Source organism: Hungatella sp. SL.1.14, from assembly GCF_024460495.1.
GTDB classification, from domain to species: Bacteria; Bacillota; Clostridia; order Lachnospirales; family Lachnospiraceae; genus Hungatella; species Hungatella hathewayi.
The window spans coordinates 101600-128343 of record NZ_JANFYJ010000017.1 but is presented as its reverse complement, the minus strand read 5'-3'; the positions used below and the strand labels follow the sequence as shown (position 1 = coordinate 128343).

Sequence of the window (26744 nt, the reverse complement as noted above, 5' to 3'; positions counted from 1 at the left end):
ATTACTACATTCTATTCAAAAATCCCCTTTTCATTCAGGGCATTCCAGGATAAAATAGAGTCAAGGCCGGTTGTCCCGAGTACCAAAGGTTCCATCGTCCTAAAAGGCTTTCAATGCCTGTAGGAAATCACATTAAATATTCAGCAGTTAAATTGATTAAAAGAAAGGAATGTCTATTATGAGCATATTATTTTTACAGTATCCTCCCTGCAGCACCTGTAAGCGTGCCCGCAAGTGGCTCGACGACCACCAAATCCCGTACGAAGCCCGCCACATCAAAGAACAAAATCCGTCCGTATCAGAGTTGGAAACCTGGTACAAAAAAAGCGGACTTCCCCTGAAAAAGTTTTTTAACACAAGTGGAAATCTATACAAAGAACAGAATTTAAAAGATCGTCTTCCAGAAATGACTGAGACGGAACAGCTGGAATTGCTGGCTACAGATGGAATGCTGGTAAAACGCCCGATTGTTGTGGGGGAAGATTTTGTTTTGGTTGGGTTTAAGGCGGAGGAGTGGGAAAATAAGCTTTTATAATAAGCTTGTCATATTTTAACGCTAAAGGGAATGTTTCAAAAAGATGTTACCTTTGAAACATTCCCTTTTTAGATAAATTATGAAAACACTACTATAAACTATTTAAGATTCCATTATTTATATATTCAGCATGTCTACTATTCTTTTGTTAGCAAGACTCCATCTGTTTGTGTGGTTAACATTTCTCGCTCACCATTTAATATAACTAAATGTAACCCCCTCAAACGATAATAACAATCTACAGGTTGTCCGACAATTTTGAATGATAAAGATTTCATTGCCAAATCTTCATCTGGATACTCCTCTTTAGTAAATGAAAATGTATAATGTTCAATATTTGCCCATCTCTTTTCACTCTCAATCCACCGATCCAAATAAACTCCAAAAGATGTTTCATCCACATCAACGTGGGCTAAAGTCTGCATAAACACACCTATTGTTCCGTCCTGCCCATTCGATATTCTTAAAGTTCCTGTTGATATTATCGACCCTCTCGGTTGAGGTTTAACAATAACCTGCTCAGTTGTACCTTTCAGTAGCTTAACATTTTGGTCTAGACTAAGCGCCAAAACCGGCATTGTACATATTATACATAAAAACATGCTTAAACATAAACTCTTAATTATTTTTTTCATTTCTTCTCCTTTAAAAAGTTAGATATCTTAATATTTCTGCAAATTCATCTTCATCTATTATCGCAGATAGATAATAGTAAGCACCATTATAGTTTATAGTAGCACTATATTCAATTTCATTCGTCGTTAATTTATTCTTTTCCATTCTAATATTTTCATCTATCCATCTATTATATATTTCTTCATATACATTTCTATCGGAAGCTATACTATTAGAAGCAGTCACTGGATATTTAGCTTGAATAAAGTAAAAATTCTTTTCTTTATAACGAAATTCCATAGTAGCATTCCCCTCGCTTAATTCAATCTTTACAAATTCCATCTCAAAAGGGAGATATGCCATTTTTAGTGGTTTGATACCCAACAACTCCTCTATTTCATTATAGGCCTTATCTACGCCATCTTCTTCTGACAATATATACTGATCATTATTCCATACAAGATTACTCTTTCCTACCGACCTCTCTCTCATCCTATAATCATAAGCCTTCTTCGCCGATGTCCCCACAGAAGTCCCCCCAACGATCAAAACCACCAACAACGCAACAAACGCAGGTTTCCTCATATAATTACCAGCTTGGCTCAGGCGTGTCTTTACTTTTATCTGTCTTTTAACAGCAGGCTTAATTCCCCTTTTTTCCATTTCATCCAATATTTTCTGGAATTCATCTGGCGGCGCTTCGAGCGGATCAGAATCAGGTGCTATTTCCGGGTGCTCCTGCATAAAATCAAGCAACCGTGCATCCATCCTTACTTGTCGTGTAAAAAAATATTTTATTTGGTTGAAAACAGAACATTTTTTTCCATGATTCCTATCCTGGTCCACGCACACACCTCATAATTACAGGTTATCCTGAAGTTCCCACACGCTTTGGGGTTGACATTTTGTTGCTAACGTTTACTATAATAGTATATCGAAATTGGGAGGCAACGTCTTATGAAAAAAATCATTTTAACCGGCGGCGGAACCGCCGGACATGTTACCCCGAACCTTGCTCTGATTCCATCTCTGAAAGAACATGGCTACGAGATCCGTTACATTGGATCATATCAGGGAATCGAACGGAAACTGATCGAAGGGGCAGGAATTCCCTATGATGGTATCTCCTCCGGTAAACTCCGCAGGTATTTTGACATCAAAAATTTTTCTGACCCATTCCGCGTTGTAAAAGGATATGGCGAGGCCCGAAAGCTGATTAAGCTTCATCGGCCGGATGTCGTATTTTCCAAAGGCGGATTTGTTGCCGTTCCCGTAGTTCTTGCGGCAAAGCATTATAAAATTCCGGTTATTATCCATGAATCCGATATGACGCCCGGACTGGCTAATAAAATCTGTATTCCATCAGCGGCTAAAATCTGCTGTAATTTCCCGGAAACCCTGGGATACCTTCCAAAAGAAAAGGCATGCCTTACCGGTTCCCCCATACGTAAAGAACTCCTGCAGGGCGATCGGCTGACTGGACTTAAACACACCGGTTTGTCTGCTAACCGCCCCATTATTCTCATTATTGGAGGCAGTCTCGGTTCCGTTACCGTTAACCGCTCTGTACGCCATATCCTTCCAAGACTGCTTGAGAGCTTCCAGGTAATACATATCTGCGGAAAAGGCAATCTGGATGAGAGTCTGAAAGCCACCCGGGGATATGTACAGTATGAGTACGTTGATGCACCCTTAAAACATTTATTTGCTGCAGCGGATCTAATGATATCAAGGGCAGGAGCCAATTCTATCTGTGAAATTCTGGCACTCCACAAACCTAACATTCTGATTCCGCTTTCTGCTGCTGCCAGCCGCGGCGATCAGATCTTAAACGCAAAATCCTTTGAAAAGCAGGGCTTCAGCTGCGTTCTGGAAGAAGAGAATCTTTCTGACGATTCCCTGTTCCAGGCCATTACTCAAACCTACCATGACCGTCAAACCTATATCAGCCGCATGGAACAGAGTGAACTGCATAATGCCGTGGATACAATCGTGGATATGATCGAATCTCTGGCTTCAAACTAAGCATTCATAACTAAGTATTCATAATTTTTAAATATCGTATTTCGGTCCGAGAATCTTTTTCAGACACATTCTTGTCCTGTAAATCCGGGAGCGGCAAACCGTTCCCGGTATCTCCAGCATTTCACAAATCTCCGGAATGGTTCTCTGCTCGAGAAAATACAAAACAGCCATCTCTTTCCATTCCTGCCTCATATTGGCTATTTCCGTAGTAATCCTCTGTATCGATTCCTCACTGATAATAATATCAATGGGATCTGTTACCACATAGGTGGTCAGCATCTCAATACATCTTATTGAATTCTCCTCATCAAGACTGACCTTTTCATAATGTCCATTCTTTCTGAGACAGTCAATTGCTTTTCCCTTTAAGATTTTCACCAGCATCGCCTTCTTAAGCGTTGGCGACCATGTTAATGAATACTTCCTAAAATAAGCAATAAACGTTTCCTGAACTACATCTTCCAGTTCCATGTTGGGAACATTCAGCGCTCTCGCAATCCGGCGGAGCGTTCCCTGATACTCTTCATAAATCGACTGTAACAACATATCTTCATCTTGTTGCATGCTCATCTCCTATGCCCCCTTTGATTACAGGGTGCTCCTTATGGCAGCTCCTGTTTCTGTTAATTCTTCCGGGCTCACCTCTCCCGGTACCCACGAAACCATAACAGGCCCTTTCTCATAACGAGGAATAATGTGCACATGAAAATGAAATACAGTCTGTCCTGCTTCCACCCCGTTATTCTGGACTACGTTGAACCCGGCGCAATTCAAAGATTTCTTCATCGCCGTTCCTATCTTTGCTGCCAGTGGAAGGACCCTGGCCGCGACATCCTCATCCAATTCACAGATGTCACTGTAATGCTGCTTTGGAAGAATCAAAGCATGTCCTTTTGATGCCGGACCCAAATCCAGAATTACACGAAACGTCTCGTCTTCGTAAATGGTTTCTGACGGAATCTCGCCATTAGCAATTTTGCAAAAAATACAATTGTCATCCCTCACACTCTCACCTCCTTCCATTTTATCCCCATATCTCGGTATTGCGTTTTTTCCTGGGCTTGCGGTATAAAAGAATCCCCATTACAATGCCTATCAATAAACCTGCAATATGCGCGGCATTATCAACACCTGTGCTGGTAAAGCCAAAATACAGGGAACATACGATCATCACAACCAGCTGTCGGGTACTCAGGTCCTCCAACCGGCCGCGATTTATGATGACGGCGTATAAGAGTCCGCCTATCACACCAAAGATAGCTCCCGAGGCGCCGGCTGATACGACGTTTCGGTATTCCCCTAAATTCACGATCATGGAAACAATATTGGCACCAACACCGCAAATCAGGTAGAAAAACAGATATTTTATATGGCCCAGGGCTCTTTCCAGATTGTCACCCAGGATAAAAAGAATCAACATATTGTTCATGATATGGCTGATTCCAAAATGCATAAATACAGAGGTAATCAACCGGTAATATTCACCACGTTCTATTACCAGCGGCGCGTACATGGCACCATGCGCTACCATGAATGAAGTATTCTCTGAAGAACCTGTCGCCTCCAGAAAAAGGAAGTACAGCACGTTTAGCGCGATAAGCCCGATATTCACATATGCTTTTTTTCGTCCGTACAAATCTTCCATTGTGCTCTCCTTCTAATCTTACGACCATTCTAGCACAATTTGCCGCTTTATGTAAATATAAATCCTACATTTGCAATATAAACTTCTTCTCCGGGCAATAACGGCGCGGTTTCATTCGTCTCCAGCAGCCTGCCTCCCACCATGGTGCCATTTGTCGAATTTAAGTCCGTAATTCTATACTCTTCCCCTTCTCTGTCTATTTTTGCATGAAGACGGCTGACTGTATCCCGGGATAAAACGTAATCTGCCAGCCCCTCCTGTTTCCCAATAAGAAACGGGACATACGAAATGATAATATCCGGAACTCCCGGCTCCAGACTGCGGAAACATCTGGCATTCGCTGGCTGTTCCTGCTCCGTCAGCAGGACCGTATTGCACTCTTCATTTCTGATTTTTACCTCCTGATTACCTGATACCGGGATATCACAATTAGTCTCAGGCTCTTCCTGAAATACCATCTGCCACTCATGACGTTTTTCCGTATCCCCATACCGGTCTCTATTTTTATGCTCCCTTTCAAAGAAATGCCGTTCTTCCGGATTTTCCTCATGTAATCCGAAAGCAATGGTACGGACAGCCAGACAAAGTGCCGTCAGGACATCCACACCAGCCAGAATGGGCCAATAATGTTTCACTCCCCTTCCTCCGTATAAAAGCCAGCAGAGAACGGGACCTCCTGCTAAAATCGTGCATAATGTTAAAATATTCTGAAACAGAGTCTTCTTTTTCATCCGCCTTTCTTCTCTTTTTTCATTGCCAGCCTGCAAGATTTTTTTATTTTCAGACACTATTTTTCCGTGCTCTTTCCACTCTGGTTCACTCCGCGTCTCCATCTTCCTTCTGTTCACCGGCCGCAGAAACTCATCCCCTCCACTCTCTTCCATCTCCACGTCCTGCCAGTTATTTTCTTCCGTACTCCATTCTTCTCCCTGCCTGCTTCTCCTGTCAGCCGCCTGATCCAGCCCTGTCAGTCTTAAAAGATCCGCCATTCCATAATTTTCTTTTAAACTTTCCTGGTAAAGTCCGTATGCCATCACCACGCACTCCTTGTCCTGATGATTGACCTTTCCCAGAAGATATTGCAAAAGAGCCGTCATCTCTTCCGGAAATCCCCCCTGCCGCCCCGGAATGAGACAGAGATATACTGAAAAATATTCCGGCTCCACGTAAATATACTCCGGCTCTAACAAAATCTGCCCTTCCTGCAGTAAATACGTCTCCATCCGCTCCAGAGTCCTGACAATCCCTGTAATCAGGCACCGAAGGTGCTCCGCTCCCAGACTCTGATATTCCAGAATCCGTGTCAGCGGCTGCCTCGATGTAATTTCATAGTAATAAGATTTCCTGTTGTCCACCTGCTTTACGTGAAATTTTAAGAGGCCTTCAATGCAGTTGGAGGCCAGCATCCGTATCTCATAGCTGTCGTAAAAAGCTTCTTCCGGGGTTATAATCAGATAGTTATGCTTCAGCTCTCTTTTATATGTGATTTCCATTTCATTCCTCCCGGTCTGGAAGACTGCACATTCGCAGAAAATTTTCCGGATCGTATTCATCCTGGCTAATTTCAAGGGACCAGGTTCCCGCAGTTCCCAATGCATGGATTCGATGGCCCTTCAGTACCCTTTCCGTCTGTTCTATTCTGAATTGATAGCCGCTCCATGAAAATGGTCTCCCTGCCAGACGTTCTGCATAATTCTCAGCCTCTTCTGCTGTCTTCTCCTCCCCATGGCGCAGATACTCTGCGGCTCCATGCAGTGCCATGGCCCCCACAGTCTCATCCCGCAGCCGGTAGGCCGCCTGTACAGAAAACAACACAGCCCACAGGACAAGTGCCATTACGAAGGCCGCTTCTACGGTATAACTTCCCTTCAGGCGTCTCTTCATGAAATCACCATCCAGATCCAGCCGGGAATCAGAAACGGTAAGAACGGCACCGCCATCCTGTGTATATTTCTTCCGTATTTTTTTCCATACAGGAACAGAAACAGACAAAATACGCCGCCCCACAAAATTCCGTTTAAAAGCAGCCGTATATTCTCATTCAGGCTTAGGTACAGCCCGCTAACGATGAAAAACATGCCATCACCGCTTCCGATCGCACCTGATGTCAGTCTGCCTGCGGCCAAAAGCACCACTCCCACCAACGTTCCACTTAGTATCGTGAAAACAGGACCACCGCCGATCAGCCTCATAACACCAGCTGCTGCCCCATATCCCAGATACAGCCATATGCTCACACTTTTATTCCGTAAATCCTGCCATGACGCGGCCAGCAGAAATGTCATAAAGATTACATGGCTCCATTTCATTTTTTCCATCAGAATTCTCCCTTCCCTCTCCCGCATTTTCCGTCTATTCCGCACAGTAAGAACACGGACCTAAATACTCTGCTTCTGATAACGGCACTGCCCGCACATAGGCGATAATGGAGGAACAATTCCTGTCGCTATGATAACTCTCCCCGCTTGGCATGATATAAACAGAACTTCCCTGTCCCGCCTGGCTTCCGCATCTGGCACATGGTTTATACTTCCGTCCATCAGAATTTCTCACACTCTCCACATCAGCAAAGGAAATCACGCTGATATGATTGTAAAGATAATGACAATTCCTGTCTCTGTGGTACCGTGTGCTGCTTTTGCCGACGTAGACCAGTTCATCATTCTCAGCCTGCCCGGAATTCCCATTCCCCTTTCCTCCCGTTCTTCCGATCCACGCCCTTCTGCAGCTCCTGGCAGTCATTGGCACGCTCTTTATTCGAAATACCGGAAATGGAAGATACATCTCATAGCGGAGAATTAAGTCGATGGTTTCTCCATCTTCCAGAATCCTGGAGTCCGTCAACGAAAAATGGCCTGCCTTCTCCGTGCGGATTCTGCTTCTGATCTTTCCTTCCGCATATATGCGAAAGCCCGTCTTTGTCAGATCCTCCATGAGCTCCTCCGGAATTCCTCCTTTTTCATAGTCTCCACGTTCCAGCGCAGAATCGGGAAGTACGCCTGCATACTGGCTGATTTCCGCACAGACCAGTTCCAGCTCTGACTGTATCTTTCTGCTCTCATTCATTAGAACCATGGGCATCATTAAAATCATCATCGCAAACAGAAACAGGGGCAGTGCCAGGGCGGCTTCTACCGTTATACTGGCCCCCATACGCAGACAATCCAATGGCCGTACACACCAGAGACTCCGGATGGAGGCGGAAGATAATACCCTTTTTCCAGGAAGGCCGCGAAGCTCAAGGGGGATTCGTACCTGGAGAGTAACTGATCTTTTATTATTTAAATCCTTTGATAAAGGCCGCTGAAAAAAGGGCATTATCCTCCGCCTCCTGTTCTAATATGCTTTGTCTGTATGTACTTCCACGGTATAACACGGATCGCCTCCCAGCCAAAACAGATGTTTTCCGGTGCCGGTTCCCACAATCTCTGCCTGATAGGCACAGCGTTCCATGGTAAAACCCGGCTGTTTTACGGATAGATTGATCTGGACTACATCCATTACCCGATAATACAGACGCTCTGCCGGTTCCATAAACATCAGCATCTTTAAGTATTCTTCATAGTTCTTTCCCACCCCCTTCTCCTGTCCCGCTTCCACCTTTCCCTGTTCTCCCAAAGCCAGGAGTCCGTCTAAATCCAGGTTCCACGTCTCCTTTGTCTTTATAAGCGGGACCCGTTCTCCGCCCAGGAGAGCCTTTACATCTGCTGCCGATTCTCCCAGCGCCCATACTGTCATGACAAAGAATGCTACAATGCCGGTAAGCGGTGCGGTTCCGGTAACACCGGTGATTGCTGCAGCCAGCGCATGGGCTTCCTCTCTCTTCTGGCTGTCCGACAGAATGTGAATGAGATTAAGGCCTTCCCGCACCGCCAGAATCCTCGCCGCCGCAGATTTCAGATTTTCTTCATCTGTCGATTTGCCTCCCAGCACATATTCCTGCTCATAGCACACCTCCTTTTCGTCCTCCGACCGGAAACAGGTAAAAAATCTGCCTATATATTCATCGGTTAATACGCGCTCCAAAAAACTGTCTTTTAAAATATCTTCTGTATGGTGAACCGATGGGAGACTCTTTGTCTGAATGACACCTTTTGAGACCTCCTCCCCTTCAGGGAGAACCAGCATCAGCAGATTCAGTCCTGCCATTTGCTGAATCTGTTCCAGAAGATTCTGTTTATCCGCTTCCTTTAAGCCTGCCCGAAAGGAAAGCTCCGGTACCTTCACCCTGTCCCAGACGACTTCGACAGAGTCCCATAACGCCCCCTCATCCGGACCTCCGCCTTCATCCTCCTCATCCCATTCAGCGATTATCTCTTCAACCTCATAAGACCGTTCCACTGCACGGTCAATTATTGCTGTATTTCCCTCTGCTTCAGGGATTAATGCCCGGATCTCCAGCCGTTTGGCTCCATTCTCAGAGATATAGGATTCGTAGCCGGCCAGTTCCTCCTCCATAGCGCTCCGCACACCTTCACTTAAATCCTCCCACTTTTGTTTTGTCTCCTCTCTCGTTTTTTCTAAATGGGCAGCCAGGTCATCGGCCTTCTTCTCATAAGTCTTTATCAGCCCCGGAAGACGTCCGCCCTCTTTTTTCAGCTGCTTTGCCGCCGTCCGGAATCCGGCCCCATCCCGGTCTGCCAGCCTGACGGCCGCCTTTTGCCTGTATTCCTCCTGACTTTCCAGTGATTTCCATATGGCTTCCAGCGCCCGCTCCATGCGGGCCGCCTCCCTTGCATGACCGCTGTAAGCCTCTGAAACGTGCTGCAGGGATTCCGCCTCTTTAAGCTCCTTCCACAGATTTTCCGCTTCTGACTCTTCCGACACGGTATCCCAGATACCAAACCGCATATAGTCCTGTATCTCCTGTTTTAAATTAGCGCCGTGTTTATCTGTAATACCGGAAATCCCCTTAACTGCAGCGGACTTTATGACTGCCGGATACCAGCCGTGTTCTTCCATATACGGCTCCATATATTTCAGCCACGTACTGCCCGGTTCCTCCTCCTCTTCGTATTCCAGCAGGAAAAGCCGGTACTGTTCCCACGCCTCCCGGTGATAGCCGCTGAATACGGAATCCATGGCGGAATCTGCCGCCAGCTTCAAATACCAGCCTGCTCCAGCAGTCCTGGCGGACTCCACGAGCCCGCACACCAGACTGCAGACGCACAGCAGAACCAGACTTAGAAATACGGTTATCTGTCCGCTTTTCCGCATATTAATATACCTCTTTCGACTGACTGTTAATTTCCTTGAATACATTGTTCAACAGGGTTGTAATCTGCTTTTTGAAGATGATTACAAGGCCGATTAAAACCACCAGGATCAGCACAATCTCGATCACACCCACGCCATCCTCTTCCTTCAAAAATGCCATCAGTTCTTTCTTTACCATTTCCATACCATTCACCTCCCTTCTCAATAAATAGCCAGAAACGCAGGCACCACAATCATAATCATGACAACTCCAAGCATCAGGAACAATGGAAGCAGCAGCTTGGTTCCGGCCTCTTCTCCCAGTTTTTTGGCCAGATTCTTCCTCTGTTCGAACGCCGACACCATCTCCAGCTCCAGAGCAGATTTTAGATTTTTACTTCCGGTTTTCCGGTTTTGTTCCAGCAGCGCAGCCAGTTTTACGTAGGGCTGCAGACCGCATCTCCGCCCAAACTCGCCGTATGCCCTTCCTTCAGCCATTCCGCTCTTAAGCTGGGATATGGTATGGCACATTTCTTCATAGGCAGGCCTCGCTTTCCGGTTTCCTGTCTGAACCGTCTTCTCATATCCTGCAGCAATCCGTTCCCAGGCCGTCCGTATCGTCATCCCCGCACTGATAAATACCATGAATTTTGATACAATCTCAGAATAATCCAGAAGCAGGAGCTGCTCCCGCTGTTTTTTTACATTCTGTTCGTTCATCTTTACCCGTGCCGCCCACAGGAAAGCCAGCAGAAGCCCCAGAACAGGGATTACCGTATAGTCTGTCTCACGTTCCCGGTAATAGCTCACTTTCTTCCCAGCCACCTCCTCCGGAAGAAAAAGCTGGTTATCTGTCTTCTGTACGGAATCCAGTCGGCGGCAGGCCTCCATGATCTTTTCCTGAAACAGTTCATCCCCATTGAGAACCGGCGGCATCACAGTCACCCGAATCTCGTATTCCCGCGTATGAACCCCGTCTGTTAAGGCAGCTTTTAACCAGACCGGTTCTCCCTCCTCCGGGACTCCGCTGTTAACTACCGTTCCAAAGGTATCCACCCGCTCCACATTTTCAGACTCCCAGCGGACGGTTAAGCCGTAGGGTTCCAGTACCCGGACTAAATCCAGATCGCTGCGCACCGCTTCCAGCGATTCATTCCCGCCCAGAATCCGCTCTGTCATTTCTGGAAATACGGCATCATACAGAGCTTCCGCCTCCTCATCTGAATACTGCCGTTCTCCCACGGGTATTGTAACCGGTATTTCCCGCCCTTCCTCCCCCAACTCCCGAACGATTACCTCGTAGAGAAGTTCCCCGTCTCCGTGAGCAGGCCTCTGCAGGGAAGACACGGGCATCCATTTTCCCCCCTGCCAAATCATCAGTCCTGCATACAGCAGAATTCCTGCCGCAGCACAGATTACCGAACTCTTTGGAACCGGATATTTTATGGATTTTCTCATCTTTACACCTCGATTCTCAGAATTCTTCCCGCTAAAACATACGCTGCCGCGTAAATTGCCAGACAGCCTGTCATGATCCATCTTCCGGCACCGGTCTGATACATCATATCGAAGAATCCCGGGGAAGAGACGTCCACATACAATACCAGAAAAAACGGAATCAAATTCATTATCTTCTGTTCAAACTGTTTGGCAGCTGTCATCGTGGCAATCTCCTCCTGAATCTGTATTTTGTCGCGAATCACTCCCGATGTATGATTAATAATAGAGACAAGTTCGCCGCCGCTCCGTTTCGCAGCCGCAAATACCTCGGCAAAATTCCGGACGTCATCCAGCCCGCTTCTGTCTCCAAACTCCATCAATACCTGCTCGACCGGCCGGTTCATCCGGATCTGTCCTTCCATGTGACTGAATTCTAATACCATCATACCGGAGGCACCATACATAACTGCCAGCTCCCGAATACTGGCAGAAAATGCATTTTCCACTGAATATCCGGCGCTCAGGAAGGAGGACAGAATCAAAATCCCTTCTTTAAATTCCAGATTCAGCCGCTTTAACCGCTGGTCTTTTAAATCCGCTTTTTTAATCAGGGGATAACACAGCCCGAACGGGCTTAACATGATAAATATCGGCAGACTCCGGTAAAATACGTAAGACACTGCTGCCGCAATACCGGCTCCTGCTGCGGCATATCTAAACCACTCTCCGGCGGACAGACGATATCTGTCATAATACAATCCCTGCGGCCCGCAGCTTTTCCGTGTGCTTAATTGCTCCGGTCTTCTTAAGGCAGCCGGAGACGGCCGTATCCGGCCCCTTCCCTTCTTCAACGACTTCTTCAAACTCATACAGGGAATTGAGTTTGATTTCCCCTTCTTCATAACAATCCACCTCCACAATCGACAGTACCCGCCTGCTCCTGTCCCTCAGTCTCCCCAAGTGCACCAGAATATCCAGGGCTGATGCCAGCTGGCTGCGTATCGCCGGCAGAGGCAGTTCGGCGCCCATAAGCATCATCGTCTCCAGCCTGGACAGCATATCCTTCGGGCTGTTGCCGTGCCCTGTACTTAAACTGCCGTCATGGCCCGTATTCATGGCCATGACCATGTCCAGCGCCTCCCTTCCCCGTACCTCTCCCACAATGATTCTATCCGGATTCATACGAAGCGCCGCACGAATCAGATCCGCTATGGTGACGGCCCCCTCCCCCTCCGTGTTGGGCCCTCTTGCCTCCAGTCTGACCAGGTTCGGAACACTCCGGATCTGCAGCTCAGCGGAATCTTCAATCGTAATCAACCGTTCTTCTGCCGGAATAAAGGCAGACAGCGCATTTAAAAATGTACTCTTCCCGGAATTCGTTCCTCCGCTGATAAAAATGTTATACCCGGCAGTCACCAGGTTCTTCAAACATCCAGCTGCTTCCCCGCTGATTGAACCGAACCTGATTAATTTTTCCATAGTGATGGGCTCCGGAAATTTTCTGATCGTCACCGCAGGGCCATCCAGCGCGATGGGAGGCAGGACGATATGAACACGGGAACCATCCGGCAGCCTGGCGTCTGCTACAGGCCGTGAGACGTTCACAGTCCGGTTTACGCGGCTGACGATCTGCTGAATCATATCCTCCAGCTGTTCCGTGCTCTCGAAGCCTTTCTCCCAGGTCTCTATCCGCCCCTTCCTTTCAAGAAAGATATGATCCGGCCCATTTACCATAATCTCAGTCACCTCACGGTCATCTACCAGCTCCTGAAGCGCCCCAAGCCTGCGGAAAGAATCAAACAGGCTGCTGCGTAACTCCACCCTCTCCTTCAGAGGCAGGTACCTGGCTTGTCCATATTCCAGGATCCGTTCATCAATCAGTTCATACAGTTCTTCATCGCTGGTATGACTCTGGCCTTCCAGAACCTCCATCAGCTCCTGACGCAGCTCCCTTCATAACTCTTTATCCATCCTTTATCCCTCCTGTTCCCTGCTGCCGGCTGATTCCTACCTCCCGTTCAGCAGCTGTCTCGTATAATCTCCCAGTTCCCCCCACAGCAGCTGCTCCAGATAGTTTTCCTTTCTCCCAAAACTGCTGTGATACGGAAGCTTGATCTTCTGAATACGCTCCTTAAGCGCTTCATGTCCCGAACGGATCAGGTATTCCTCGAATTCCTCCACCTTTGCCACCGACATGCAGTCATCCTTCACCGGCATATAAACCGTACTGCATACCTCCAGAACGGGAGCTGCCTTTTTCCCAAACTGCCCTAAGTCCACCACCACAATATCATAGGCGCTCTCCCTGGCAATCCGCGTCAATAAGTCTGCCATCTCCTCGGCGGTTATCTGGCATAAATCCTCCGGGTAACGCACCGGCGGTATGTAATCCAAATCCCCCCAGGAATAGATAACGGAACTCAGCCTTACCCAGCTGTAGTTCCCCTGTCCGTAAAAATACAGCAGATCCGACAAATCCGCTTTGTGCTCTTCCCCGAACAGTTTTTCCAGCCCGGAGCAGTCCTCAAGATTGACATAAAGCACCCTTGATTTTCTGGACAGCAGCTGACCCGCAGTCAGTGCAAAAGAAGTTTTTAAGCAGCGGTTCACAGGGGAATACACGCCTATGATATCCCCGGCATTCCCAATTACAGTCAGTGCCGGCTGAATCGTTCCCGCACAGTAGCACGCCATCACCTCCCGCATGATATTATCAGTAGCCTGATACTTATAGACGCTTGGATACTGCCCGTCAACCGGAACGGTTTCTCCGTCCGCCAATGTCACGACCCGTACCGCCCCCAAACGGTCAATCTCCGCCTTTGGCACAGAGCTGTTGATCAGCAGCAGCTCGATCTCATGGTCTGCGGCATAATTCTTAAGCCGCTCCAGCGTCGTAAAGGCCATTACGGTGAAAGGCACTTTCTCCTTCTGGTTTACAAAATCTGCAAACCGGTCGGCATAAAAAGGGTCTACATCATAGACCGCCATAATTCTGTTTGTCACACCTTCACTCCTATCCCGGCATCATGATAAAAGCCATGGTCCCAAAGAACAGACAGACTCCCAGCGGGATCACCGCCTCCGTCCCGTCCCGGGCCTTATCATAATATGCTGTTATTGTTTTCGTATGGTAAATGCGCCTGATATAGGCTGCGAGATGGCAAAAACGCTCATGAAAGCTCCCTTTTACCATCATCTTCAGAAAGGACCAGAAGGCCCCGATCAGAAATCCCAGACCAATCGCCGAAGCTCCGCCGGCAAAGCCTGAGTAGCCGCAGATTAATGCAGCCAGCTTGATATCTCCCGCTCCAATCATGCGGCAGATAAACAGTGGAAAAAACAGTGCGGACACGGTCAGCATACGCGCCAGAAATAATCCGCATTCTTTTAAATACGCGGCTGGCCCCGGCGGCGCTCCTGACTCCACCATGGAAAGAAGTATTCCGCAGACCGCGGACACAGCCACCCACCAGTTGGGAATCCGGTGCTCCCGCACATCGTAATACGCTCCTGCAGCCAGCACCAACAGCAAAATCAAATTTTGGACGATAAAATCCCCTTCTTTCTGTCTTTTATTTTATCAAACCTGGGAATCATGCCGGAATATCGGCGCTATGGCCATAAAAAGAATTCTATGACCGCATGAATCATATCTGCCCACCGAACGGGGGTAAGAATGTTTCTTAATTATGCACAATCCGGGCCAAAAAGTCAACCGGTTTTCCACAAAAATACTGTATACATTCAACCGCTTTACATAACTGGTCAGGCCGGATACACCGGCCTTTTTTCTATTCCGGAACCCGGCTTTTTCCGCCGCATTTTGTTGACGTTCTCCTCCTGAAATGGTAAAATACAATTAGTTTATTTTTTTAAACCAAAGGAGGAATTACCATGTTGGAAGCCGGCGATTTGAATAAGCTTTTCCGCGACTGCATGCCGCTGTTTATTGCGCTCGGCGACGAGGTCCGACTGTCCATCATCGGGGTTCTTGCCGGCTCCGGTCTCTACGACGATCATGAGACGGATATCGCGGTTTCACTGAACGGATACCGGCCTTCCGGCGTCCCCGGCATGAATGTAAAGGAAATTACGGAACAGACAAATCTGTCGCGGCCCGCCATTTCCCATCATTTAAAAATTTTAAAAGATGCCGGACTGGTCAATGTACGCAGGGAAGGGACTTCCAACTACTATTATCTGACGATTGCGGACAGCACAAAAGAACTGCGAAGGCTTGGGAACTGTCTCCAGGAGCTTCTGGAGCTGTATTCACCAAAAACCTCATGAATACAGGCAATTTATGAATATTATGGTATTTTCCAGATATACTATTTTTTATAAAAGAACTATTGACTCATTCTAATCTGGAGATGAAAAACGATGAAAAACATAATATTCAGAAAACGGCTGGTCCGTTCCGAGGAAGAAAAAAACCTGCGCCGGGAGATCGAGCGTTCCAAAACGGCCATCGACTCGGCAAGAAACCATTTTGAACAGGTGATCGACCCCACGCTGATCGACTGCTATATCTACGAACTAAACGCGGCACAGCTGCGTTATCAGTTCCTCCTGCGGCGATTCAAAAGCCGGGAGGTATAAACATTTCACACTGGAGGATAAGTATATGAGCAAGTGGTATGAAAAAGGGGTATTTTATCATATGTATCCCTTAGGGTTAACGGGAGCGCTGAAAGAGAATTCCGGTGCCGACGTTACAGACCGTTTTGAGGAAATGGATCAATGGATTCCTCATATCCGGTCACTTGGCTGTAACGCCATTTACATCGGGCCACTGTTTGAGTCCTCCTCACACGGGTATGACACAAGGGACTACCGCACGGTGGACTGCCGTCTGGGTGACAATGAAAGCTTTAAGAACTTTGTCTCCCTGTGTCATGAATCGGACATCAAAGTGGTGGTTGACGGAGTTTTCAACCACACAGGCCGGGAGTTCTTTGCATTTTTGGACATTGCCGCCAATCGGGAGAGCTCTCCTTACCGTGACTGGTACAGGGGTGTAAACTTCGGCTGGAACAGTCCGCTGGGAGATTCTTTTGGTTATGAGGCCTGGCAGGGTCATTATGAACTTCCCTGTCTGAATCTGTGGAATCCCGATGTAAAACAGTACTTATTTGACACGATCCGGTTCTGGATCGATAACTTCGATATCGACGGAATCCGCCTCGACTGCGCCAACGTGCTTGACTTCGGCTTCATGAAAGAGTTGAGGAGCCAGACCGCTGCCATGAAAGAGGATTTCTGGCTGATGGGCGAAGTGATTCACGGTGATTACAGCAGATGGGTGAACGATGAGATGCTTCATTCCGTCACCAATTATGAGCTGCACAAAAGCATTTACTCCGGCCACAACGACCACAATTACTTCGAAATAGCCCATAACGTTAAGCGCCTCGAAGCCATCGGCGGCAGACTCTACACTTTTGTAGACAACCACGATGAAGACCGGATCGCCAGCAAACTAAACGATCCGGATCATTTATATCCCGTTTACACACTTTTGTTCACCCTTCCCGGGATTCCTTCCATCTATTACGGAGGCGAATGGGGCGTGGAAGGCCGGCGGACAAAGACGAGCGATGATGCGCTTCGGCCCTGCATCGCAATCACAGACAGGGAAACACTTCACTGCGGCCTGACAGATCTTATTGCCAGACTGGGAACCATTCATGATGAGAATCCGGAATTCCACGGGGGGCGGTATCAGGAACTCCTTCTCACCAACAGACAGTATGCATTTGCACGGTTCCACCAGGGACATGCCATCATTACCGCGGTAAATAACGATGGGGCGGAAACCTCCGTCACCATACCAAGCCCGGTAACCGGCACCACAGCGGTCAATCTTCTCGATGGAGAAGAGTATCCCGTTACAGATCAGAAAATCACGGTAACTCTGCCGGCAAACCGGGGGGTTATTCTAAAGATTACGGAGGGCTAAACATATGGCAGGAAGCAAAAAGGAAATTGGGACAGGATTTATCACGGAAGTGGACCGTTATCTCTTCAACAACGGCAGGCATTACGAAATCTTCGAGAAGATGGGCGCACATCCGAAAAAATACAAGGGGAAAAGCGGCATGTACTTTGCCGTCTGGGCGCCTCACGCGGAGCAGATCGGCGTCGTCGGTGATTTTAACAGCTGGAACCCGGAGGCAAATCCGATGCAGCCGCTGGCGGATTCAGGAATCTGGGAGGCATTTGTCCCCGGCATTGCCACCGGCGAATTATACAAATACGCCATTACAACGAAAAGCGGCAAAATCTTATTTAAGGCGGATCCCTATGCATTCAGCGCGGAATACCGGCCCGGAACCGCTTCTGTCACCACCGATATCTCCGGCTTCCAGTGGAGTGACGATTCCTGGATGGAAAAACGGGGGAGCGCCGATCCCCTGAACGCTCCAATGAGCATTTACGAGGTTCACCTTGGATCCTGGCGCAGGAAAAACAGACCGGAGAAAGACGGCTGCTATACATATGTGGAAGCTGCAAAGGAACTGGCGGATTACGTAACCGATATGGGATACACCCACGTCGAGTTGATGGGCATCGCGGAGCATCCTTACGACGGCTCCTGGGGATATCAGGTCACGGGCTATTTTGCCCCTACCTCCCGTTACGGGACGCCACAGGAATTCATGTATTTCATCAATTACCTGCATAAAAAAGGCATCGGCGTCATTCTTGACTGGGTGCCGGCCCATTTTCCCAGGGATGCCCACGGCCTCTCTGAATTCGACGGAGAAGCCCTCTATGAGTACGCTGATCCCAGAAAAGGGGAACACCCGGACTGGGGAACGAAAGTATTTGATTACAGTAAATATGAGGTAGACAATTTCCTCATCGCCAACGCCATTTACTGGGTGGAAAAATACCACGTGGACGGACTGCGGGTGGATGCCGTCGCCTCCATGCTCTATCTGGATTACGGCCGGGAAAATGGAAACTGGATTCCCAACAAATACGGCGGCAATGAAAATCTGGAAGCCATTGAATTTTTCAAGCACTTAAACAGCGTGATGGCGGACCGCGGAAACGGCGCCATTGTCATCGCCGAAGAGTCCACCGCATGGCCGAAGGTGACACAGAAGCCGGAAAACGACGGTCTCGGCTTTACCTTTAAGTGGAACATGGGATGGATGCACGATTTTCTGGAATATATGAAGCTGGATCCGTATTTCCGCAAATACAACCACCACAAGATGACGTTCGGACTCACCTATTTTACCAGCGAAAAATACATTTTAGTGCTGTCCCATGACGAGGTCGTCCATCTGAAATGCTCCATGATCAACAAGATGCCCGGACTTTTGGACGACAAGTTCGCCAACTTAAAAGCGGGCTACACCTTCATGCTGGGACATCCGGGCAAGAAACTGCTCTTTATGGGGCAGGATTTCGGCCAGTTCCACGAGTGGGATGAGAAGACGGCGCTGGACTGGTATCTGGCTGACGAACCGTTAAACGCAGATTTACAGAGCTATGTAAAAGATTTGCTGCAGCTCTACCGCAAATATCCGGCGCTTTACGAGCTGGATTACGACTGGGATGGATTCCAGTGGATCAATGCCAACGACGGGGACCGCAGCATCTTCAGTTTTGTCCGCAGCAGCCGCGACCACAAACGGAGTCTTTTATTTGTAATCAATTTCACTCCAGTAGAGCGGCCGGATTACCGTGTAGGCGTGCCGAAACGCGGCACCTATACCCTGGTGCTGGATAACAGCCACGGCCTCTATAAACGCGGCGACAAAGCGCCTGCATTCCGTTCGGTGAAAAAAGAGTGTGACGGCCAGGATTACTCCATCGCCTTCCCGCTTCCGGCATACGGAACCGCAGTTTTCCGTTTCTGATCATATTTTTAGTTTTATGTAAATTGTATGCAAAATATTCTGAACTTTTTACCGGAATATCTGTACTTTTTATGGAATTTGTAGTAAAATAAAAGAACCAAAACTACTACATAGTTTAGACTCAAGGATGGAAGGAGAGGTTATATATGGCAGCAGAATTGATTGCAACAACAGCAACAAAAAAAGTATATCGTGACGGAGACAAGGCGATTAAGGTTTTCAACGCAGATTTCCCGAAGGCGGAAGTGTTAAATGAAGCGCTGATTACCGCGCGTGTAGAAGAAACCGGCGGAATTGACGTACCAAAGGTATTGGAAGTCGGTGTATTTGAAGGTAAGTGGTCCATTACGTTTGACTTCATTGAAGGCAAAACCCTCCAGCAGCTGATGGATGAGAACCCTGACAAGCTTGCAGAATACATGGAACAGATGGTTGATCTTCATCTGAATATTCTTTCCAAACACTGTCCTCTGTTAAACAAGCTGAAGGATAAGATGTCCAGGCAGATTCTTGAGACCGAAGAATTAAGTGATATCACACGCTACGACATGCGTACCAAGCTGGACAGCATGCCAAAGCATACCAAATTATGCCACGGTGATTTTAACCCGACCAATATCGTCGTAAGAGAAGACGGCTCCATGTGTGTTCTCGACTGGGTACACGCAACTCAGGGTAACGCCAGTGCAGATGTTGCCAGAACCTACCTTCTGTTCTGTTTGCAGGATCAGAAAAAAGCTGATATGTATATGGATATCTTCTGTAAGAAGACCGGTACAGCCAAGAAGTATGTGCAGACATGGCTGCCGATCGTAGCTGCTGCTCAGCTGTCGAAAAAGCGTCCGGAAGAAGTTGAATTACTTCAGAAATGGGCGAATGTCTGCGATTATCAGTAGAATAAGAATTGGAACCCCTCCGGGAATGTCCCGGAGGGGTTTTTGACTTTCACGGCTGCTTCCAAACGGACGCACCAACGCGTCCGTCCTGCTCATTATCCACAAAAATAACAAACTGGAAACCATTCCGTTTATCTTCTTCCATCTCTGCCGTCTCTCACGTTCAGAATAAACAGCCTCGCAAGATAATCCCCCTGCGGCACCCCTGCCGACCTTACACCGCTGGCCTGGTCCGACAGAATCAAACCGGAATTCATGAGCTCATCCCCATAATACGTATATGGCAGTGTCCCCAGCCCCTGTTCCCGGATCTCATATTCCCCATCTTCCAGAAGTCCCGAAAGCCTCATCCTGCAAAACCCTGTATTGACTGGCTGCAGCACTCTGAAATAAGCTGCCAGCGCCTCCCGTTTATCCGGAGAAACCACCATCCAGCCAGCCTCATTGCGTTCGTTTTCAAAGGGACTGATCAAACGGTAAAATGTCCCTTCTGCAATCAGTCTGCGGTGTGCCTTCATAAATGCCGTCTGTTTTTTCATCTGTTCCAGTTCGTCCCCGCCAATCCCCGCAACATCCATCTCATAACCGAATGTACCAAAATACGCACAGACTGCACGGGCAGCCAACGGGACACTGCGGTGTGTCTGATGATTGGGAGCTGCGGAAACGTGGCTTCCCATGGAACTTAACGGGTACACGTAAGACGTTCCATACTGGATTTTTATACGCTCCACTCCATCCGTGTCGTCCGAGGTCCACGCCTGAGGCGCATAATAGAGCATGCCAGGATCAAATCTTGCTCCGCCGCTGGCACACGATTCAAACAGAACGTAAGGAAATTTTCGGATCAAACGTTCATACAGCCGATAGACCCCAAGAATCTGCCGGTGCAGGATGGTTCCCTGTTCGGCGGCCCCTCTTCCCGATGACCATACCTCGGTGATGCTGCGGTTCATATCCCACTTGATATAGCTTAAGTGCCCACGCTCGATGATATCCTCCATCAGTCCCCCAATATAATCGATCACCTCATCTTTCGAAAAGTCCAGAACCAGCTGATGGCGTCCCACAGAACGCGGCCTGTCCCCGTTTCCCAACACCCAGTCCGGATGCGCATCATACAGGCGGCTGTTCTGACTGATCATCTCCGGCTCAAACCAGAGACCGAAGGAGAGCCCCATATCCCGTATTTTCTGTGACAATCCTTCAATGCCATCCGGAAGTTTTTTCCGGTCCGCGTACCAGTCTCCAAGGGATGAAGTGTCGTCGTCCCGATTTCCAAACCACCCATCGTCCAGGACAAACAGCTCTACCCCCACCTCCTTTGCCTTTTCGGCCAGAGTCAGAATCTTTTCTTCGTTGAAGTTCATATAGGTAGCTTCCCAGTTATTGATTAAAATCGGGCGCTCCCGGTCTCTCCACCAGCCCCTGGCCAGCCTGGTCCGAAACAGCTGATGAAACACCTGGCTCATCCCGTTTAATCCCTTATCGGAATAAATCAGCAGTGCCTCAGGGGTCTGAAAATGCTCCCCCGCTGCAAGCGGCCAGGAAAATCCCTCCGGATGAATACCGATCATGACTCTCGTTGTCCCCATGGTATCCACCTCAGCGCTGGCAAGAAAATTACCGCTGTACACAAGGGCCGCTGCGATGACCTCCCCTGCCGTCTCCCCGGTTCCCGGCCTCGTCAGTGCCAGAAACGGGTTAAACTGATGGCTGCTGTGTCCTCTCATACTGTGAACCGACTGAATCCCCTGATGAAGCGGATGAAAGTCCGGATAGCGCTCCCTTCCCCAGGCGCCCGCTAAATCGAGCATCGTATAGCAGCTGTCCGGCAGATCAAGGCTCAGACTCATGGCCTGATCCAACCGGATCCCCTCACAGCCCTCCATGCATTCAAACCTTGCATGTCTGGCAATAACAGGAAAATCACGGTAGACAGTATACGTTAGCACCAGCCTTGTATGGATCAGACGGTCCTCTAAATACACCTCCAGGGAACATGCTTCCCTGTCGTTCTCCACATACACTGCGGGCAGTCCCTCAAGCGGCTTTTTCCCCTCGTAAATACGGTGTCCGGTATATGCAAAACCGGTAACTCTGCTTCCGTTATGACAGGTAATACGATAAGCCGGACAGCGCATGTCTCCCGTTCCATACACCGGATATTCCTGCCGGACATGTTCCCGGGAAAACGTATTGTCGTTCTCAAATGGACAGGGTGCCATATCTCTCACAGCATATTCCAGCATGTGACCGTAATCTTCCCTGTCACGAAGCCGTTTTCCGTAGTACAGCTGCCCGACAGACCCGTCAGGCAGAAGCTTCATAATATAACTGATTTCCCGGTTATAAAGATGGAACTCTCCCGTTCTTTCATGAAAAGCAATCGCCATATCCTGTAATCCCCCTGTATATACTTTGCCCCAGCCGGATGCGGCGGGTTCTTTTTCCCTCTGTCACACGCATGACAGCGCATTCTCTAAATCAGCCTTTAATACCTCTGCACCTTCCAGTCCGCAGTGAATACGCAGTACATTCTGGTCCGCTCCCAGGAAACGGCATGATTCCGCATCCTGTCTCGCATGAGGCATACAGACAAGGCTCTCAAAACCGCCCCAGGAAACGCCGATCTTAAAGATTTTAAGCCGCTGTGCCACTTCCTTTGCCTGTTCCACGCTTCCTTTAATCTCAAAACTCAAAAGCCCCGTATTTCCGCCCTGCTGCCGCTTCATCAGTTCATGCTGCGGATGAGACAAAAGCCCCGGATAATAGACCTTTCTCACCTTTGGATGACTCTCTAAAAACTCCGCGATTTCCATGGCTGTTGCCTGATGCCGTTCCACGCGCACCTCCATCGTCCGCAGGCCGCGAATGATTAACCATGCTTCCATCGGACCTATGATCCCGCCAAAAAGCTCTCTCTGCTGCCTCAGCCTCGCCATGAGTTCCTCGTCCTTCACAGCCAGGACTCCTCCGATAATATCGCTGTGACCCCCCATATATTTGGAGGCGGTATGCATCACGATATCCGCGCCCAGCAAGAGCGGCTTCTGGTAAATCGGTGTACAAAAGCTGTTGTCGATATAAACGTAAGCATGGTGTTTCTTTGCAATTTCAGATACCGCATGAATATCCTGAAGAGACAGCACAACCGAAGAAGGGCTTTCCAGAATAATTAAATCCGTTTGATCTGTGACAGCATGTTCAAACTCCTCCGTATCGTCCCCTTTGACATACGTGACACTCATATCCAGGTGCTCCCTGCAGTATTCATTGAGAAACGTCTTTAAGGGTCCATAAGCACTTCGAATACAGACCACATGGCTTTTGGCCTTACAGACCGTGAGAACCGCTGTCGTCGCCGCCGCCATGCCCGAAGCAAACGCCAGAGCACCGGTCCCCTGCTCCAGAGCCGCTGCTTTATCCTCCAGAATCCGTACCGTCGGGTTCTGTACCCGCCCATAGCAGTAAACATGCTTATCCGTTTTATCGCTGTCATAGTAATCATCAACCGTCTCAAAGACATTGAGTGAATTCATAAAAATCGGAGGAACAACGGCATTGTAATAATGCTCAAATTCCTCCCCATAATGAGATGTTATCAGCTTATCATTTTTTAAATACTCCGATTGATCTGTCATCTTATCCCCCTTTTCTTCACACCTATATGCTATGTGATAGGTTTAAATGAGGGCGCACGAACCGCTTCTGTTTATGCCCCCTGAATCCATATCTGTTACCTCTGTTTTCTGATATCTCTGTAAACTGCCTCTAACAGCTTGTCATTGATAGACTGCGCTTTCCTTACGTTCTTTTCACAGATCGCCTCGTAAAGCTCTTCATGGAGCGGAATACTCTCCAGAAACGGGTCCTCCATATTAAGAGGAAACTCCCAGAACTTCTCCATCACATTGTTTAAAGACAGAATCAGCTGATACATTACCTGATTATGGCAAAGCCGGTAGATGGTATAATGAAACTTTTTATCCTCCGCCGTCTGCTGCAGCCCCCGCCGGTATTTGCTCATCAGGATGTCCTTAATCTCTCCCAGTTCCTTTAACTCCTCATCGGTGATGGTATGGATCAGCATCCGTAAAATCTCCCGTTCCAGAATCTTGCGCACTTCCAGTGCTTCCAGAAGACGTTCCTTTTCCTGTGTAAAATCAATGACCTGCACACCGTCAGCATCCACCAAACCGCCCACATAGGCGCCTTTTCCATTCTGAATCTCCAGAATCCCCCTGGCTTCCAGCGTCTTCATGGCCTCCCTCAGAGAAGTCCTGCTGACCCCCATCATGGCCAGCAGGCTCTCCTGTGAAGGAAGTTTATCCCCCGGATTCAAATCATGTTCTCTGATATAATCCAGAATAAACCGTATGATCTCGGACTGGAGGGAAGTCCTCTTTATCTTATTAACCATCGTGCTCTCTCTCTTAAAAATAATATTTTTTTAACCATATCATAATAAACAGAGACTGTCAATCAATGGCCTTTTGCCTGGTTTAAAAGATGGCAGGAGACGTAATGTCCCGTCTCTATTTCCGTAAGCTGCGGAGTCACACTGCGGCATTTTTCCGTCGCGTATTTACACCGTTTTTCGAATCTGCATCCCTCACTGCAGTTGATCGGACTCCCCACCTCTCCTTCCAGCGGTATGAGCGTCTTCGATCGTTCAAACTCAGGATCCGGCACGGGAATTGCCGACAGCAGTGCCTTCGTATACGGATGCTGCGGGTTCCGGTACAGTTCCGCACTGGAAGCCAGCTCCACAATATGGCCCATATACATAACCCCCACCCGGTCCGAGATGTGTTTCACCATGGATAAATCGTGGGCAATAAAGAGGTATGTCAGTCCCAGTTCTTTCTGAAGACGCACCAGCAAATTGACCACCTGGGCCTGAATTGACACATCCAGCGCTGATATGGGTTCGTCACAGACGATAAACTTCGGGTCTACAGCAAGTGCTCTGGCAATGCCGATACGCTGTCGCTGGCCGCCGGAAAACTCGTGAGGGAACCGGTTGGCATGTTCCTTGTTAAGTCCAACCAGGTTAAGCAGCTCATGGACCCGTTCCATACGCTCCTTCCCCGGATATAAATCATGGTTCTTCATACCTTCCGCGACAATATCGCCCACTGTCATACGCGGGTCCAGGGAAGCATAAGGGTCCTGAAAGATGATCTGAGCGTTCTTTTTGAACCATTTTATCTCCTCATTTGTCTTTAACCGGCCCACATCTCTTCCATCGAACTCAATGGTTCCCGATGTAGCCGGGTACAGCTTTACAACCGTACGCCCGCAGGTTGTCTTGCCGCAGCCCGACTCCCCCACCAGTCCCAGAGTCTCTCCGGCACAGATATCGAAGGATACGTCGTCCACCGCTTTTAAAATCCCCTTTTTCCGTACCTGAAAATACTTTTTTAAATGTTCCACATGGACCATGGGTTTCTGATTATCTTTTTCTATCCCTGTCATGCTTCAAAAACCCTCCTTATATCATCGTAATCAAATGCCTCTCTGGCCATCGGATGATGGAGCCAGCAGGCTGCCTTGTGGGTATCTGATACCTCCGTATATTCCGGCGGCGCCTGACGGCATATTTCCATACAGTATTTGCATCTCGTTGCAAATCCGCAGCCCTTTGGCGGTGATATGAGATCCGGCGGCGTCCCTGGAATCACCTCCAGCTGCGCTTTATTCTCCACATTCAGTCTGGGAACCGCGTTTAAGAGGGCGTTGGTGTACGGGTGCTGCGGCGCGTTGAATATGTCGAAGACATTACCATATTCCACAATACAGCCCGCATACATAACCGCAATCGTATCCGCCATACCGGCCACGACTCCCAGATCGTGAGTAATCATGATAACCGATGTATTGTTTGCTTTCTGTATCTCCTTTAAAAGGCCGATGATCTGTGCCTGAATCGTAACATCCAGCGCCGTAGTCGGTTCATCCGCGATCATCAGCTTCGGATTGCAGGCCAGCGCGATGGCGATAACCACTCTCTGGCGCATTCCGCCTGAAAATTCATAAGGATACTGATGAACTCTCTCATCCGGATTGGGAATATCCACCTTTTTAAGCAGTTCTATGGCCCTCTGCATGGCTTCCCGTTTTCCCACCTTCTGATGTTCCACAATACTTTCCATGATCTGCCGCCCGATCTTCATAGTCGGATCGAGAGATGTCATGGGATCCTGAAAAATCATGGCCGCATCCTTGCCTCTGTAATCCTGCCACTGTTTTTCCGTATACTTTAAAATATCCGTACCTTCAAACAGGATACTGCTCTCTTTCTTTACCTCACCCGGCGGTGAAGCAATTAACCCCATAACCGCCTTGGAAGTCACCGTTTTTCCGCTTCCGGACTCCCCCACGATCGCCATGGTTTTTCCGGCCTCCAGCGTAAAATCCACGCCCCGGACCGCCTGTACCTCCCCGGCATATGTATGAAATGATACCTTTAAATTTTTAACCTCAAGTAATGGTTGACTCATAGGTGA

General features: G+C 48.3%; 28 protein-coding genes. 7 read left to right on the top strand and 21 right to left on the bottom strand.

Translation table 11 applies throughout. The features are described 5' to 3' along the window. Nucleotides 1–178: 178 nt before the first annotated feature. Entirely contained in the window at nt 179–535 is a 357-nt protein-coding gene (locus NE473_RS18395) for an arsenate reductase family protein (protein ID WP_055650672.1), read from the top strand. Nucleotides 536–672: 137 nt separating this feature from the next. Here NE473_RS18395 and NE473_RS18390 read toward each other — a convergent pair whose 3' ends face one another. Both NE473_RS18390 and NE473_RS18385 read right to left on the bottom strand, forming a co-directional pair. Then, nucleotides 673–1170: a DUF6147 family protein gene (locus NE473_RS18390; protein ID WP_055650671.1), complete on the bottom strand. Its 498-nt coding sequence runs from the start codon at nt 1168–1170 to the stop codon at nt 673–675. A 10-nt stretch (nt 1171–1180) separates the two neighbouring features. After that, the gene (locus NE473_RS18385) at nt 1181–1996 is read right to left on the bottom strand and encodes a DUF4367 domain-containing protein (RefSeq protein WP_242866164.1); all 816 of its coding nucleotides are present in this window, start codon (nt 1994–1996) and stop codon (nt 1181–1183) included. Nucleotides 1997–2107: 111 nt separating this feature from the next. Here NE473_RS18385 and murG point away from each other — a divergent pair, with 111 nt between their 5' ends. Beyond that, nucleotides 2108–3175, top strand: a complete 1068-nt coding sequence (murG, locus tag NE473_RS18380; protein ID WP_055650670.1) for an undecaprenyldiphospho-muramoylpentapeptide beta-N-acetylglucosaminyltransferase — start codon at nt 2108–2110, stop codon at nt 3173–3175. A 27-nt stretch (nt 3176–3202) separates the two neighbouring features. Here murG and NE473_RS18375 read toward each other — a convergent pair whose 3' ends face one another. From NE473_RS18375 to NE473_RS18310, 14 genes are all read right to left on the bottom strand, one after another. Beyond that, nucleotides 3203–3745: an RNA polymerase sigma factor gene (locus NE473_RS18375; protein ID WP_006772747.1), complete on the bottom strand. Its 543-nt coding sequence runs from the start codon at nt 3743–3745 to the stop codon at nt 3203–3205. A gap of 18 nt (nt 3746–3763) precedes the next feature. Beyond that, complete coding sequence (locus tag NE473_RS18370; protein ID WP_039891333.1) at nt 3764–4180, bottom strand: HIT family protein; 417 nt, start codon at nt 4178–4180, stop codon at nt 3764–3766. 19 nt (nt 4181–4199) lie between these two features. Further along, nucleotides 4200–4820 carry a rhomboid family intramembrane serine protease gene (locus NE473_RS18365; RefSeq protein WP_006772749.1) on the bottom strand — a complete coding sequence of 207 codons (621 nt, stop codon included), beginning with the start codon at nt 4818–4820 and terminating at the stop codon, nt 4200–4202. A gap of 47 nt (nt 4821–4867) precedes the next feature. Next, nucleotides 4868–6313, bottom strand: a complete 1446-nt coding sequence (locus NE473_RS18360) for a DUF6382 domain-containing protein (protein ID WP_155560890.1) — start codon at nt 6311–6313, stop codon at nt 4868–4870. A 1-nt stretch (nt 6314) separates the two neighbouring features. Further along, nucleotides 6315–6704, bottom strand: a complete 390-nt coding sequence (locus tag NE473_RS18355; protein WP_006772751.1) for a hypothetical protein — start codon at nt 6702–6704, stop codon at nt 6315–6317. Continuing rightward, on the bottom strand, nt 6701–7138 hold the full coding sequence (locus NE473_RS18350) for a prepilin peptidase (protein ID WP_118077508.1): 438 nt from the start codon (nt 7136–7138) through the stop codon (nt 6701–6703). Before NE473_RS18350 ends, NE473_RS18355 begins: the two co-directional genes overlap by 4 nt. 34 nt (nt 7139–7172) lie before the next feature. Then, entirely contained in the window at nt 7173–7973 is an 801-nt protein-coding gene (locus NE473_RS18345; RefSeq protein ID WP_155560889.1) for a hypothetical protein, read from the bottom strand. 183 nt (nt 7974–8156) lie between these two features. Continuing rightward, a complete protein-coding gene (locus NE473_RS18340) occupies nt 8157–10037 on the bottom strand; it encodes a DUF5702 domain-containing protein (protein WP_155560888.1) in 1881 nt (626 codons plus the stop codon). A gap of 1 nt (nt 10038) precedes the next feature. Further along, nucleotides 10039–10221, bottom strand: a complete 183-nt coding sequence (locus tag NE473_RS18335; protein WP_006772755.1) for a Flp1 family type IVb pilin — start codon at nt 10219–10221, stop codon at nt 10039–10041. 17 nt (nt 10222–10238) lie between these two features. Next, the gene (locus tag NE473_RS18330) at nt 10239–11474 is read right to left on the bottom strand and encodes an immunoglobulin-like domain-containing protein (RefSeq protein ID WP_006772756.1); all 1236 of its coding nucleotides are present in this window, start codon (nt 11472–11474) and stop codon (nt 10239–10241) included. A gap of 2 nt (nt 11475–11476) precedes the next feature. Next, complete coding sequence (locus tag NE473_RS18325) at nt 11477–12214, bottom strand: type II secretion system F family protein (protein ID WP_155560887.1); 738 nt, start codon at nt 12212–12214, stop codon at nt 11477–11479. Further along, the gene (locus tag NE473_RS18320; protein ID WP_155560886.1) at nt 12204–13388 is read right to left on the bottom strand and encodes a TadA family conjugal transfer-associated ATPase; all 1185 of its coding nucleotides are present in this window, start codon (nt 13386–13388) and stop codon (nt 12204–12206) included. The genes NE473_RS18325 and NE473_RS18320 overlap by 11 nt, the downstream gene beginning before the upstream one ends. A 75-nt stretch (nt 13389–13463) precedes the next feature. Further along, nucleotides 13464–14447: a P-loop NTPase family protein gene (locus NE473_RS18315; RefSeq protein WP_006772759.1), complete on the bottom strand. Its 984-nt coding sequence runs from the start codon at nt 14445–14447 to the stop codon at nt 13464–13466. Between the two features lie 25 nt (nt 14448–14472). Further along, complete coding sequence (locus NE473_RS18310; protein ID WP_006772760.1) at nt 14473–14997, bottom strand: prepilin peptidase; 525 nt, start codon at nt 14995–14997, stop codon at nt 14473–14475. A gap of 356 nt (nt 14998–15353) precedes the next feature. On the opposite strand from NE473_RS18310, the gene NE473_RS18305 reads away from it, so the two are divergent. The 5 genes from NE473_RS18305 to NE473_RS18285 all read left to right on the top strand — a co-directional run bounded on the left by NE473_RS18305 (nt 15354) and on the right by NE473_RS18285 (nt 20232). After that, complete coding sequence (locus tag NE473_RS18305) at nt 15354–15749, top strand: ArsR/SmtB family transcription factor (RefSeq protein WP_022031708.1); 396 nt, start codon at nt 15354–15356, stop codon at nt 15747–15749. Nucleotides 15750–15842: 93 nt separating this feature from the next. Then, nucleotides 15843–16061 (top strand): YaaL family protein, encoded by a 219-nt coding sequence (locus tag NE473_RS18300; protein WP_006772763.1) that lies wholly within the window; start codon nt 15843–15845, stop codon nt 16059–16061. Nucleotides 16062–16086: 25 nt separating this feature from the next. Further along, the gene (locus tag NE473_RS18295; protein WP_155560885.1) at nt 16087–17421 is read left to right on the top strand and encodes an alpha-amylase family glycosyl hydrolase; all 1335 of its coding nucleotides are present in this window, start codon (nt 16087–16089) and stop codon (nt 17419–17421) included. A 4-nt stretch (nt 17422–17425) separates the two neighbouring features. After that, a complete protein-coding gene (glgB, locus tag NE473_RS18290; RefSeq protein WP_155560884.1) occupies nt 17426–19336 on the top strand; it encodes a 1,4-alpha-glucan branching protein GlgB in 1911 nt (636 codons plus the stop codon). Nucleotides 19337–19482: 146 nt separating this feature from the next. Continuing rightward, complete coding sequence (locus NE473_RS18285) at nt 19483–20232, top strand: phosphotransferase family protein (RefSeq protein WP_006772766.1); 750 nt, start codon at nt 19483–19485, stop codon at nt 20230–20232. 131 nt (nt 20233–20363) lie between these two features. Here the strand turns inward: NE473_RS18285 and NE473_RS18280 are convergent, their stop codons facing one another. The 5 genes from NE473_RS18280 to NE473_RS18260 all read right to left on the bottom strand — a co-directional run bounded on the left by NE473_RS18280 (nt 20364) and on the right by NE473_RS18260 (nt 26738). Next, complete coding sequence (locus tag NE473_RS18280; RefSeq protein WP_155560883.1) at nt 20364–22628, bottom strand: alpha-galactosidase; 2265 nt, start codon at nt 22626–22628, stop codon at nt 20364–20366. Between the two features lie 63 nt (nt 22629–22691). Further along, on the bottom strand, nt 22692–23876 hold the full coding sequence (locus NE473_RS18275; protein WP_118042396.1) for a trans-sulfuration enzyme family protein: 1185 nt from the start codon (nt 23874–23876) through the stop codon (nt 22692–22694). Nucleotides 23877–23971: 95 nt separating this feature from the next. Further along, nucleotides 23972–24655 carry a FadR/GntR family transcriptional regulator gene (locus tag NE473_RS18270; protein ID WP_006772769.1) on the bottom strand — a complete coding sequence of 228 codons (684 nt, stop codon included), beginning with the start codon at nt 24653–24655 and terminating at the stop codon, nt 23972–23974. 62 nt (nt 24656–24717) lie between these two features. After that, nucleotides 24718–25713, bottom strand: a complete 996-nt coding sequence (locus NE473_RS18265) for an ABC transporter ATP-binding protein (RefSeq protein ID WP_006772770.1) — start codon at nt 25711–25713, stop codon at nt 24718–24720. Beyond that, a complete protein-coding gene (locus NE473_RS18260) occupies nt 25710–26738 on the bottom strand; it encodes an ABC transporter ATP-binding protein (RefSeq protein WP_006772771.1) in 1029 nt (342 codons plus the stop codon). Before NE473_RS18260 ends, NE473_RS18265 begins: the two co-directional genes overlap by 4 nt. Nucleotides 26739–26744 lie beyond the last annotated feature (6 nt).